10 protein-coding genes are annotated in these 11,677 nt (G+C 69.4%); 5 read left to right on the top strand and 5 right to left on the bottom strand.

Going from position 1 to position 11,677, the window contains the following annotated elements; genetic code table 11:
* Positions 1-5: 5 nt before the first annotated feature.
* The 3 genes from ACK8HH_RS01740 (at position 6) to ACK8HH_RS01730 (ending at position 3,625) form a co-directional block, all read left to right on the top strand.
* Positions 6-920, top strand: coding sequence for an HpcH/HpaI aldolase/citrate lyase family protein (locus tag ACK8HH_RS01740; RefSeq protein WP_006897435.1), 915 nt, complete (start codon positions 6-8; stop codon positions 918-920).
* A 15-nt stretch (positions 921-935) separates the two neighbouring features.
* Positions 936-2,672, top strand: coding sequence for a hypothetical protein (locus ACK8HH_RS01735; RefSeq protein ID WP_006897436.1), 1,737 nt, complete (start codon positions 936-938; stop codon positions 2,670-2,672).
* A gap of 302 nt (positions 2,673-2,974) precedes the next feature.
* Positions 2,975-3,625, top strand: a complete 651-nt coding sequence (locus tag ACK8HH_RS01730) for a ScbR family autoregulator-binding transcription factor (RefSeq protein ID WP_045539052.1) — start codon at positions 2,975-2,977, stop codon at positions 3,623-3,625.
* Position 3,626: 1 nt separating this feature from the next.
* On the opposite strand, the gene ACK8HH_RS01725 is transcribed toward ACK8HH_RS01730, so the two are convergent.
* Entirely contained in the window at positions 3,627-4,757 is a 1,131-nt protein-coding gene (locus ACK8HH_RS01725; RefSeq protein ID WP_045539056.1) for a glycosyltransferase family 4 protein, read from the bottom strand.
* 28 nt (positions 4,758-4,785) lie between these two features.
* Between ACK8HH_RS01725 and ACK8HH_RS01720 the strand changes: the two genes are divergently transcribed.
* Positions 4,786-5,553 carry a class I SAM-dependent methyltransferase gene (locus ACK8HH_RS01720; protein WP_006897440.1) on the top strand — a complete coding sequence of 256 codons (768 nt, stop codon included), beginning with the start codon at positions 4,786-4,788 and terminating at the stop codon, positions 5,551-5,553.
* Between the two features lie 198 nt (positions 5,554-5,751).
* Here the strand turns inward: ACK8HH_RS01720 and ACK8HH_RS01715 are convergent, their stop codons facing one another.
* From ACK8HH_RS01715 to tgt, 4 genes are all read right to left on the bottom strand, one after another.
* Positions 5,752-6,246, bottom strand: a complete 495-nt coding sequence (locus ACK8HH_RS01715) for a hypothetical protein (protein ID WP_062366338.1) — start codon at positions 6,244-6,246, stop codon at positions 5,752-5,754.
* Positions 6,247-6,279: 33 nt separating this feature from the next.
* Positions 6,280-8,862, bottom strand: coding sequence for an ABC transporter permease (locus ACK8HH_RS01710; protein ID WP_006897442.1), 2,583 nt, complete (start codon positions 8,860-8,862; stop codon positions 6,280-6,282).
* 4 nt (positions 8,863-8,866) lie between these two features.
* Complete coding sequence (locus ACK8HH_RS01705) at positions 8,867-9,685, bottom strand: ABC transporter ATP-binding protein (RefSeq protein ID WP_346076837.1); 819 nt, start codon at positions 9,683-9,685, stop codon at positions 8,867-8,869.
* A gap of 90 nt (positions 9,686-9,775) precedes the next feature.
* Complete coding sequence (tgt, locus tag ACK8HH_RS01700) at positions 9,776-11,041, bottom strand: tRNA guanosine(34) transglycosylase Tgt (protein WP_006897444.1); 1,266 nt, start codon at positions 11,039-11,041, stop codon at positions 9,776-9,778.
* 44 nt (positions 11,042-11,085) lie between these two features.
* Here tgt and ACK8HH_RS01695 point away from each other — a divergent pair, with 44 nt between their 5' ends.
* Positions 11,086-11,544, top strand: coding sequence for a hypothetical protein (locus ACK8HH_RS01695; RefSeq protein WP_006897445.1), 459 nt, complete (start codon positions 11,086-11,088; stop codon positions 11,542-11,544).
* Positions 11,545-11,677: the final 133 nt, after the last annotated feature.

Here is an 11,677-nt window from a genome sequence, read left to right as displayed (position 1 = left end):
AGTCGATGTACGACACCGAACCATTCAACGAGCCCGACCCCTCCGATGTCGGGTCCCGCATCGACCCGGTACTGGCCCGCAGTTGGCTCCTGGTGAACGGGGCGCAGTACGACCGGTTCGAGGCCGCGTCGCGCTCCCGCGCCGACATCGTCATCCTCGACATCGAGGACGCCGTCGCACCGAAGGACAAGGACTCCGCCCGCGACAACGTGGTCCGCTGGCTCGCCGACGGTCACTCCGACTGGGTTCGCATCAACGGCTTCGGAACCCCGTGGTGGGCGGCGGATCTCGCCGCGCTGGCCGGGACGTCCATCGGCGGGATCATGCTGGCGATGGTGGAATCGGTCGATCACGTGACCGAGACGGCCCAGCGTGTCCCGGGCGTGCCGATCGTCGCGCTGGTCGAGACCGCCCGGGGCCTGGAACGGATCAACGAGATCGCCTCGGCCAAGGGCACCTTCCGCCTGGCGTTCGGCATCGGCGACTTCCGCCGCGACACCGGTTTCGGTGAGCAGCCGACCACGCTGGCCTATGCGCGGTCACGGTTCACCATCGCGGCCAAGGCCGCCAACCTGCCGTCGGCCATCGACGGCCCGACCGTCGGTTCCAGCGCCCTGAAGCTGTCGGAGGCGACGGCCGTCAGCGCGGAGTTCGGGATGACGGGCAAGATCTGCCTCACCCCCGACCAGTGCGCGTCGGTCAACGAGGGGCTGTCGCCGTCGCACGACGAGATCAAGTGGGCGCGTGAGTTCTTCACCGAGTTCGAGGCGGACGGCGGCGAGATCCGCAACGGCTCCGACCTGCCTCGGATCGCCCGTGCCACCAAGATTCTGGAACTGGCCCGCGCATACGAGATCGTCCCGAGCGACTACGGGATCAACGACCACATGCCCGCACCGACCGACACGTACCACTTCTGATCCGACGGCAGTGCGGTGACCGCCACCTCCACGCGCACGCCCGCGCAGACCGGGGCGGCGGTCTACGCGGTCAGCGCTCTGCTCACCGCCCTGATCTGCGCGCCCCTGGTCGGGAACCACCTGCTCTACCGGGACGCGGTCGCGACTCCGCAGTCGCCGCTGACGGCCGCCGCGCTCGGCATCGACGGCACGGCGCCGCGAGCGGTCCCGCAGGACGCGCTGCTCGCCCTCGGCTCGCGTCTCGTGGACGGCGGCCTCCTGGTGGCCGGCCTGACGATCCTGGCCGTCTTCGCGGCCGGAGCGGGCTACGGGCGGCTGGCCCGCAGGCTCGTCCCGCGCGCCGCCACCGCCGGTGCGGTGGCCGCCGCCGTCGTCGGGATCTGGAATCCCTACGTGGCAGAGCGCCTGCTGCAAGGGCATTGGAGTCTGCTGGCCGGCTACGCCGCCCTCGGGTGGACGGTGTGCGCGGTGCTCGACCTGGCCGACGGCCGGCGGTCGTGGCGCCAATGGGCCGGTCTCGCCGGGATATTCGCGGCAGCCGGCCTGACGCCCACCGGTTCGCTTCTGGCCGGGATCGTGGCGGTGGCCACCGCGGCGGCGGTGCGGCTGCCGATCCGGACGGCGGGACTCGCCGCGGGATGCTGGCTCATCACCGCCTCTCCCTGGCTGGTGGCCTCCGCGGTCGCGTCGGACGTCGGGTCCTCCGGCGGCGCCGCGGTGTTCGCGCTGCGTGCCGAGCCGGGGCTCGGGCTGCTCGGCACCGCCCTCGGGCTCGGCGGCATCTGGAACGCCGACGCCGTCCCCGCCAGCCGCACCACCCCCTGGGCCCTGGTCGCGACACTGATGCTGCTGGCGGTGGTGGCGGTCGGCACCGGCGCCCTGGTCCGGATGCGCCGGGAACTGAGCCCCGCGGTCGCCGGGCAGGCACTCCTGGCGGCGGTCGCGATCGCGGCGGTGGTGGTCGCTGCGACACCGCCCGGACTGGCGGTGATGGACGTCCTGTTGGCGCATGTGCCCGGTGCCGGGCTGCTGCGCGACACGCAGAAATACCTCGCGCTCGCCGTCCCGTTCGTCGCGGTCGCGGCGGCGGCCGCCGTGACCGCACTGCGCGCACTCGTACCGGCCGGCTTCGCCGCAGCGGCGGTGATCGCACTGATCGTGGCACCGCTCCCCGACCTCGCCTGGGGTGTGGGCGGCAAGATCCGGCCGGTGATCTACCCCGACGACTATGCCCGGGTGACGGCGCTCGTCGGCCACGACACGGACGGCGCCCGCGGCTCAGTGGCCCTGTGGCCCGGCGACGCCGTGCGACGGCTGTCGTGGGCCCGGGGGCCGTCGCTGTCTCCGCTCCCGCGCATGCTGGACGCACCGGTGATCGGTTCGGGCGAATTGACCGTGGACGGGACGACGGTGGACTCCCCCACCGGCCGGACGGCGCAGGTCCTCGACGTTCTCCGAGACGGAGGCGACCCGCAGCGGTTGGCACGGCTCGGCGTCGGCTGGGTGGTGGCCGAGGAGTCGGACCCGCCCGCCCGGCTGGCCGCAACCGCTCCGGCCTACTCGGGCGAGCATCTGACCGTGTACCGGATTCCCGGTGCCGTGGCCGCGCCCGTTCCGGCGACCGCCGCGCGGGCGGCGGCATTCGCGGCCCTGGTCCTCTGGATCTGTTCGGTGGCCGCCGGTCTCGCCGCGGCCGTCGTCCGTCGAAGGGCCCCGGAGACCGAGGAAGACGAAGCGGCTCAACGGAAGTGACGCGGCGAGCATGCCGCAGAAACACGCCAGTGCGCCACCCTCGCGTTCGGATCGAGCGCGGGGGTCGCGCACTGGCGTCGGTGCACCCGGTCCGGCACGTCGCTGAAGCACCCCTCGGTCAGTCGGCGGAAATCCTCCGTGTCCCAGCCGATGTCGCAGCTCCAGTTGTCGTGTCCGGCTAAACCGGTCCACCGGTATGTAACCGTATACTCTGAAGTAATATCGCGCAAGCGCGCTCGGTTACCATATGTGCCGAATACGACCACATCAGAGCGCATTTCTCATACACCGAGGGGGCGGCGATGGCCCAGCAGGCCAGGGCTGTGGAGACACGTCGTCAGATCGTGGTCGCCGCCGCGAATCTCTTCAGTCGCGTCGGCTACGAACGGGCGCGACTGAACGACATCGTCGGCGAATCCGGCCTCACCCGCGGCGCGATCTACTTCCACTTCCAGTCGAAGGACGACCTCGCGGCGATCGTCGTCGACGAATTCCAGGCCACCTCGATGAGGGCGGTCGGAACCATCGCGCAGACCGACACCTACGGCATGCGACAGCTCGTGATGCTGTGCCGGGAGATGGGCCGCCTGCTGGTGGACGACCCGGTGGTCCGCGCGGGCATCCGCCTCATCATCGAACTGCATTCCGGCGAGGCCCCGATCCCCGTGTACCTCGCGTGGATCGAAGCGATCAAGTACTTCGTCACGAAGGCCGTCGAAGACGGCGACGTGCCGCCGGACACCGACGCCGAGGAGGCCGCCGTATTCGTCACCGAGTCGTTCGTCGGCGCCCACGTCCTCTCCTACGCTGTGTCGGGCCACGACGATCTGCCCGCACGCATCGACCGGCTCGCCGACTACCTGGTGACGGCGCTGATGCCCGACGAACGCATCGCCGCGCGCTCCGATCTGCTCGGGGCACGCTGGACTCCGCCGACCGAACCCGGCGCCTGAGTCAGCCGCACACCTCGTCGAAGACCGCCGCGAACCCGTCCGCGGTTCCCGCCCAGGAGAACTGCTCTGCACGGTCCCGTGCGGCCTCCCCCAACGCGCGCCGCCGATCCGGGTCGGCCGCGAGGGCCGCGGCGGCCCGGGCGAGTTGGACGGCGTCGTCCACCAACACGCCGGTGACCCCGTCGACGATGGAGTCGGCCAGCCCCGCCGAACTGCGATAGCCGATCGTCGGAACCGCGTGCTGTGCGGCTTCGATCACCGCCAGCCCCCATCCCTCCTTCCGCGACGGCATCAGATGGACGTCGGCGGCGGCGAGCAACTCGTGCTTGCGCCGATCGCTCACGTGCCCGTGAAAGCTGACCTGGTCGACGACTCCCAGAGACTGCGCCTGCGCGCGCAGCCGGCCCGCCCACCATCCGTCCCCGACGACGTCCAGGTGCACGTCCGCGCCCGCGGCGGACAGCGTGGCCACCACCTCGAGCGCGTCCTCGATCTGCTTGTGCGGCACCAGCCTCGAGACGGCGATCAGGCGGAGACCGCCCGACCGCCCGGTCACATCGATACCGTTCGGCACCGGGTCGACTCCGCCGCGCACGACGGTGATGCGGTGCCGGTCCACACCGAGACCGGTGAGTTCGGCCGCGGATGGTTCGGAGACCGTGATGTAGCGGTTCCGGCGGTGGATCCGCGGCGCGATCCTCGACTCGATCCACCAACCCACCCGGGCCAGGACCGGCCCCGCCACCGGCCACTGCTCCCGATGACAGTGGTGGACCAGGACCACGGTCGGCGCGGGAGCGACGAGGCGCGCGAAGAAGGGAACGCCGTTCTGGGTGTCGACGACGACGTCGGGCCGATACCCGGCCAGCCGTCCCCGTCCCCAGCGGGCCGCGGCGACGGTGGCCAGAGCCCGCGGGTACACGGTGAGCCGACCCCCCGCGCGGACGATGCGCACCCCGTCGACCGTCTGCTTCCTCGCAGCACCGGGATAGTGGGCGGTGAGCAGGGTGACGCGCGAACCCCGGGCGGCGAACTCGGCGCCCACGCGTTCGAGGTAGCGTTCGCTGCCCCCGCCCTGGGGATGGCCGGTGTCACGCCAGCACAGCAGCAGGACATCGGTCGGGACGCTCATTCGTTCCAGCGTATGCGAACCTGGCTGCATGCCGCGTTCCCGGTTCCCCGCTCCCGCCGCCGCCTTCGGTCGGCACGCCACGATCCGTCGTTCGGTGCGGCTCCTCGACGCCTTCCGGTACGAGCAGTCCGACCCGGCCCGGTTCTATTCGGCGCTCGCACACGACACCGCCGTGATGATCGACTCTCTCCACCCCGGCCCGCTGCGGGGCGCCACCGTGCTCGACGTCGGGGGCGGGCCCGGGTTCTTCGCCGACGCCTTCCGCGATCGCGGTGCCGCCTATCTGTCGGTGGAACCGGACGCGGGAGAGATGGCGGCCGCCGGGATCGACCAACGGTCGGCGGTCCGCGCGCAGGGCGAGCATCTCCCGTTCCGGACCGGAAGCGTCGATGTCTGCTACTCGTCGAACGTCGCCGAGCACACTCGGACCCCGTGGGCGATGGCCGACGAGATGGTCCGGGTCACCCGGCCGGGCGGAACGATCGTCCTCAGCTACACCCTCTGGTGGGGTCCGTTCGGCGGCCACGAGATGGGACTGACTCACTACCTCGGCGGCCACCGCGCCGCGCGCTGGTACACGCGGCGCACCGGTCACCTGCCGAAGAACCTCTACGGAGTGTCGCTGTTTCCGATCACCGCTGCCGCGGGACTGCGCTGGGCACGATCCACAGCCGACGCCGAACTGCTGGCCGCCATTCCGCGCTATCTCCCCAGGTTCGCATGGCCAGTTGTGCACATCCCCGTGGTCCGCGAGGCGGCAGCGACCAACCTGGTCCTCGTGCTCCGGAAAAACTGAGGTCAGGGGCGGTTTCGGGACACGCTTCCCACACCTGAATCCATCCACACTGTGGAAATTACATGTGTGTAATTCATGCACATTGTGGATGAAGGTTGTGGATAACTGTGGATAACATATCCCGAACAGGTGTTTGAGCACAATACGAAACGAGGCACGCCGCGTAACGCGGCGTGCCTCGCAGGCAGACGGACCGGTCTAGCGCGGCAACCGTCCCGCGCAGCGGAGCGGACCGCCGCGGCTGGTGCTCGACGAGATCATGTCGTCGCCCTGCAGAATCGTGCACGTGACCGGACCGCGCACCACGATCGCTGTCATCTCGACCTCGCGGTCGGGCACGACCGTCTTGGCCGACCACGGAGTCCCCGTCGCGGCGACCACCACCCGACCGCCGGAATCGCGATAGGCCAGAGCCACCACGTCGCCGTCTCCGGTGAGCTGATAGGTGACCGAGCCGGGCTCCACCCGCGGGGTGGTCCGGGTCGGCGTCGGCTTCGGCGACGAGATCGTCTCACTCTCCTCGCTGGTGGTCGTGACGGTGGTCGGCGTCGCCGAGGGCCGGTCGGTTCCCGAGTTCGGCGAACCCGACCGGAACACCAGGAACCCGACGGCCGCCAGGATGATCACCGCGAGGACGACGATCAACGACAGGACCACCGTGCGGCCGCGGCCCGAGGGCGAGGGGCTAGTCATGCCGACCACCGTATACCCGGTGCGAGAAGCCCCTCATTCTGCGGTGATGGCCTCGAGCGGGCGGGTGCGAGCGGCGGTCACCGCAGGCCACAGCGCTGCGATCACCCCGACCACCGCGGCTCCGACCAGCGTCCCGCCGATCAGCGCCCACGGGATCACCACGCCTTCCAGACCCCAGTACGCCAGCGTCCGCACCAGCGGGATGCCGATCGCGAGACCCAGCACGGTGCCCAGCAGCGCCCCGAACACCGCGATGTACGTCGACTCGAGGTAGATCGTGCGGCGCACCTGCGCCCGGCTCATGCCCACCGCACGCAGCATGCCGATCTCCTGTCTGCGCTCCACCACCGACAGCGCGAGCGTGTTCACGATGCCGAGCACCGCGATCACCAGTGACAGGGCCAGCAGCGCGTACAGCGTCGCCATCATCTGGTCGATCTGCGAGGAGATCGAGTTCTTGAACTGATCGCGATCCTGCACCTGGGCGGTGAGGTACTCAGCGGTGGCGTCCTCGAGTTGCTTACGCAGGTCGGCCGCCCTCACCCCGGGCTTCGCGGTCACCAGCACCGGGCCCGCGATCCGCTTCATCGCGACCGGCATGAGCTGCTCGTACGTCGGCCAGCCCACCATCGACGACGCGATCGCCTGGTTGTCCTCGAAGATCCCCGTCACCTCGGTGGCGACCTCGTCGCCGGTACCGCTGGTGAAGGTGACCGTCTGCCCCAGTTTCCAACCGTTGTCGCGCGCTTGCGAGGAACTGATGAGGAGCCCGTCGTCCGGCAGATCCAGGCTGCCCTCGAGCACGTTGATGGACGCGACGTCACCGATCGAACCACCGTACGGGGAGGTCACGTAGGTGTCCTTCCCGTCGTAGCGGGCCTCGCCGTATGCCTGCGCGACCACCTTGTCCGCTCCCGGAGCCTCCTTGACCGCGTCCACCACCGAGAGCGGCAGCGGCATGTTGTTGGTGCCGGTGACGATGAAGTCGGCGCGGATGCCCTTGTCGACCGACGAGTCGACGGTGCCCTTGAACGACCATCCGAGAGTGCCGATCACCACCACGAGCATCAGGCCGAGGGTGAGTGCGAACGCGGTGGCCGCGGTACGCCGGGGGTTGCGGACCGCGTTGGTCCTGGCCAGTTTGCCGACGGTGCCGAAGGGCTTCTGGAAGAGGGCGCCGAACGCGCCCACGACGGGCTGGGAGATGGCGGGTGCCCCCAGCACCACGGCGATCACCGCAAGGAGCGCCCCGATTCCGACGATGGTGGCCGAGCCGGCCCCCTCCCCGAGTCCGCCGATCACCAGCGCGATGACGCCGAGGACACCGAAGACGGCCGCCAGCAGGGTCCGGACGCGGAGCGAGCCGGCGCCGGGTTCCACGGTGCTCTCGCGCATGGCCTCCACCGGCGGGATGCGCGAGGCTCGGCGTGCCGGAATCCATGCGCTGAGCAGGGTGACGACGACTCCGACGAACACCGCGGAGATGATCGCGGCCGCGCCGACCTGGATGCCGTTGGACGGCAGGCCCTGCGATTGGGTGTACGCGAGCAGGCCTGCGGCGATCGCGACACCCAGCGCCAGACCGATCAGCCCGCCGATGACGCCGACGATCAGCGCTTCGAGCAGCACCGACCGGGAGACGTTCTCCCGGCTCGCGCCGATCGCGCGCAGCAGCGCGAGCTCACGGTTCCGCTGGGCGACGATCATCGAGAAGGTGTTGTAGATGATGAAGGTGCCGACCAGCAGGCCGATCGCGGCGAAAGCCAGCAGGATGGCCCGGAAGATCGTCAGGAACTGCTGGATGCTCTCCTTCTGGTCCTCGCGCACCTGTTCGCCGGTGCGGACCTTGTACAGCTGATCGAAGTCGGTCTTCCCCGATCGGGCGACCACGTCGGCCAGATGGGCGTGGACGGCGTCGCGCAGTTGGTCGTCGGACACCCCGGGACGGGCCGCGAGGTCGACGGTCGAGACGTACTTGCCATCCGAGAACAGCTTGGCGGCGGTCGCCTGGTCGAAGAGCACCCCGACATAACCGCCGGTGGACGACGGCATGTCGGTGAGACCGACCACGGTGACGTCCATCGGCGGGGCCAGCCCGGCTCCGACGACCACCTTCGTCCGGCTCCCGACCTTGAGCCCGCCCTTGTCGGCGGCCTGGGAGTTGACCGCGATCTCATCGGACTTCTCCGGTGCGCGGCCCTCGCTGAACTTCATGTCCTCGCCGACCGCCTCGTCGGGCGGGAGGTAGCTCATGCCGACGCTCGGCGCTCCGCCGGTCTGGACGGCCCGGCCGGACGAATCGGCGAGCGTCACCGGCCCGGAGTTCGAGGCGGCCACCCGTTCGATTCCGAGCTTCTGCTCGTTCTTCTTCAGATCGTCGACGATCGTCACGGGCACGCCGGGTGCTTCGTTGCCCGCCGCGGTGATCTCGACCGCGACTCCCTGCGCGACGTTGTCGAAGATCGAGTTGAAAGCGGTGGCCACGGTCGAGGTGAAGATGACCGCGCCCGCGACGAAGCTGGTGCCCAGCACCACCGAGAACACCGTCAGGATCAACCTGATCTTGTGAGACGCAAGGCTTCTCAGAGAAACCTTGCGCATGACGTTGGCAGCCATCGGTTCAGTTCACCTCGCCGGATCCGGCGGGACGCGCCGACTGCCCGTGGTCGTCCTGTCCCGGTGCCGAGTCGTCGAGATTGCGCATCACCTCGAAGACGTCGTCGGCGGACGGGCGCTGCAGTTCCCGGACGATCTGGCCGTCGGCCAGGAAGACGACGCGGTCGGCGTACGACGCCGCGCGCGGATCGTGGGTCACGATCACCACGGTCTGGTTGAACTCGTCGGTCGCGGCGCGCAGGATGGCGAGCACTTCACCGGACGAGCGGGAGTCGAGGTTGCCGGTGGGTTCGTCGCCGAAGATGATGTCCGGACGTCCGACGAGTGCGCGGGCGCAGGCCACGCGCTGCTGCTGGCCGCCGGAGAGTTCACTGGGACGGTGGTTCAGTCGCGGCCGGATGCCGAGGCGGTCGATCACCGTGTCGAACCACGGGCGGTCGACCTCGCGGCCGGCGATCCCCTGCGGCAGGGTGATGTTCTCCTCGGCCGTCAGCGTCGGCACCAGGTTGAACGCCTGGAAGACGAATCCGATGCGGTCGCGCCGCAACTTGGTCATCTCCTTGTCGGACAGACCGGCCAGACCGACGTCACCGATGTGCACCTCGCCCTCGGTGACCGTGTCGAGTCCGGCCAGGCAGTGCATCAGGGTCGACTTGCCGGAGCCCGACGGCCCCATGATCGCGGTGAACTCTCCCGCACGGAATCCGATCGACACGCCCCGAAGCGCGTGCACGGCGGTGTCGCCGCTGCCGTACGTCTTCACCACGTCGTCCGCACGCGCCGCGATCATTGCATGCTTGCCTGCCGGTGCTGTTTCTGTCATGCAGACAAAGGTGTCAGAATTGCGCCGCCCGCGCATCAGGGACCACCCGGAATCACCGCCTCGCCCGACGATTCGCCGCGCGATCCGGACCTATCGGGCTTCGGCCTGCCGGGTTCCGGCGTAGTAGCGGCGCAGGAACTCGTCGCGGTACTCGACGTAGTCGCCTTCGTCGATCGCGCGCCGGGCGCGATCGACCAGGGTGATCGTGAACGAGAGGTTGTGCAGGGTCGCGAGCGTGGACGCCAGACCTTCCTTCGCCTTGAACAGATGGTGCAGGTAGGCACGGGTGTACTGCGTCGAGTAGTTGTCCAGCTCTTCATCGAGGGACCGGAAGTCGTTGCGGTACTTGGCATTCGTGATGTTGTACCGGCCGTCGAACGAGTAGATCGCACCGTTGCGCGCCACCCGGGTCGGCGAGACGCAGTCGAAGGTGTCGGCGCCGTTCTCGATGGCGGTGAAGATGTCGTCCGGCTCGCTGATCCCGAGCAGATGCCGCGGGGCGTCGTCCGGGAGCTCGTCGGTGACCCATCCGACGATGGTGCCGAGATTGGCCTTCTCCAGCGCGCCGCCGATGCCGTAACCGCCGAAACCCTTGCCGCCGTTCTCACGATCGATGCGGCTCAGCTCGACGAGGTCGCGAGTCGCCTTCCGCCGCAGGTCCTCGTACTGCGCCCCCTGCACCACACCCCACAGCGCCTGCTGCGGACGATGCGAGCGCTCGACGGAGAGCCGGTTGTGTTCGGCGAGGCACCGAATGGCCCACTGCCGAGTGCGTTCGAGTGACCGCTCCTGGTACCCGCGCGTATTCATCAGCGTGGTGAGCTCGTCGAAGGCGAAGATGATGTCGGCGCCGAGCCGGTGCTGGATCTGCATCGACACCTCGGGGGTGAACCGGTGCATCGACCCGTCGAGGTGCGATTTGAAGGTGACTCCGTCGTCGTCGACGTTGGCCAGCCGCTCCTTGCCGTCGGCGATCTTGTGGTCGTCCTGCTCGCCGACCAGGTCCATCGCGATGACCTTCTTGAAGCCCGCGCCCAGCGACATCACCTGGAAGCCGCCGCTGTCGGTGTACGTGGGTCCGGGCCAGTTCATGAACCGGCCGAGACCGCCGGCCTGATCGACGATCTCCGGCCCCGGCTGCAGATAGAGGTGATAGGCGTTGGCGAGCACGGCCTGCGCGCCGAGCGCGGCGACCGACTCCGGCAGGACCGTCTTGACGGTGGCCTTGGTTCCCACCGGGATGAACGCAGGGGTCTGGATCTCGCCGTGCGGTGTGGTGATGGTCCCGGTGCGCCCGGTGGTGCCTTCGAGGCGGGTTCGCGGAGCGAAGTGGCTGGTGGTCACGCAGGCCATCATCCCAGCCGTGCGCTCGGCCGCTCAAATTCGTTAGCGTTGTGCCCATGACTCGCACGATGAAACTGGCCGCGACCGCACTCCTCGTCTGTTCGATCGCCCTGGCCGCCACCGCCTGCGGTTCGGAGAACGAGGCGTCGTCCGGCGCCGACAAGTCCGGGGCCTCCGCGGTCACCGGTTCCAGCGACACCAGCGTCCCGGTGGTCGGCGGACCGAAGCCCCAGAGCACCGCCGCCACGGACGAGAGCACCGGCGAGGCGACGTCGTCGTCCGGGGACAAGACCTGCGGCCCCACCAAGGGGCCCGACGGCGCCCTCCAGATCCACATCGTCGCGGGCGACCTGTCGTGCTCGTCCGCCAAGGACATCGCGAAGCAGTACGGACCCCTGATCGCGACCGGCGCACCGCAGACCGTGTCGGGCTGGGACTGCGGACCGTCGACGACCGTCGGCGAACTCGCCCGCTGCACCAAGGGCGGCCAGGCCTTCGCGCTGATGCCCAACTGAGGCTCGCAGGCCAACACGCGCAGTCGAGCGCGCAGTAGACCGCTCAGTAAACGCGACATTCGGCGACAGAACCCCCGTCCGGGACGGGGGTTCTGTCGCCGAATGTCGCGTTTGTGTGTGGTGACGCGGTGCG

The sequence above is a fragment of the Gordonia sp. LUNF6 genome, assembly GCF_047041125.1.
Lineage (GTDB): Bacteria > Actinomycetota > Actinomycetes > Mycobacteriales > Mycobacteriaceae > Gordonia > Gordonia sihwensis.
The sequence above is the reverse complement of the archived record's forward strand: the minus strand, read 5'-3'. Positions and strand labels throughout refer to the sequence as shown.

Coding starts and splice junctions, on each gene's coding strand:
- ACK8HH_RS01740 (WP_006897435.1), top strand. CDS start 6: ATGTACGACACCGAACCATTCAACGAGCCCGACCCCTCCGATGTCGGG.
- ACK8HH_RS01730 (WP_045539052.1), top strand. CDS start 2,975: ATGGCCCAGCAGGCCAGGGCTGTGGAGACACGTCGTCAGATCGTGGTC.
- ACK8HH_RS01725 (WP_045539056.1), bottom strand. CDS start 4,757: ATGAGCGTCCCGACCGATGTCCTGCTGCTGTGCTGGCGTGACACCGGC.
- ACK8HH_RS01720 (WP_006897440.1), top strand. CDS start 4,786: ATGCCGCGTTCCCGGTTCCCCGCTCCCGCCGCCGCCTTCGGTCGGCAC.
- ACK8HH_RS01715 (WP_062366338.1), bottom strand. CDS start 6,246: ATGACTAGCCCCTCGCCCTCGGGCCGCGGCCGCACGGTGGTCCTGTCG.
- ACK8HH_RS01710 (WP_006897442.1), bottom strand. CDS start 8,862: ATGGCTGCCAACGTCATGCGCAAGGTTTCTCTGAGAAGCCTTGCGTCT.
- ACK8HH_RS01705 (WP_346076837.1), bottom strand. CDS start 9,685: ATGACAGAAACAGCACCGGCAGGCAAGCATGCAATGATCGCGGCGCGT.
- tgt (WP_006897444.1), bottom strand. CDS start 11,041: ATGATGGCCTGCGTGACCACCAGCCACTTCGCTCCGCGAACCCGCCTC.
- ACK8HH_RS01695 (WP_006897445.1), top strand. CDS start 11,086: ATGACTCGCACGATGAAACTGGCCGCGACCGCACTCCTCGTCTGTTCG.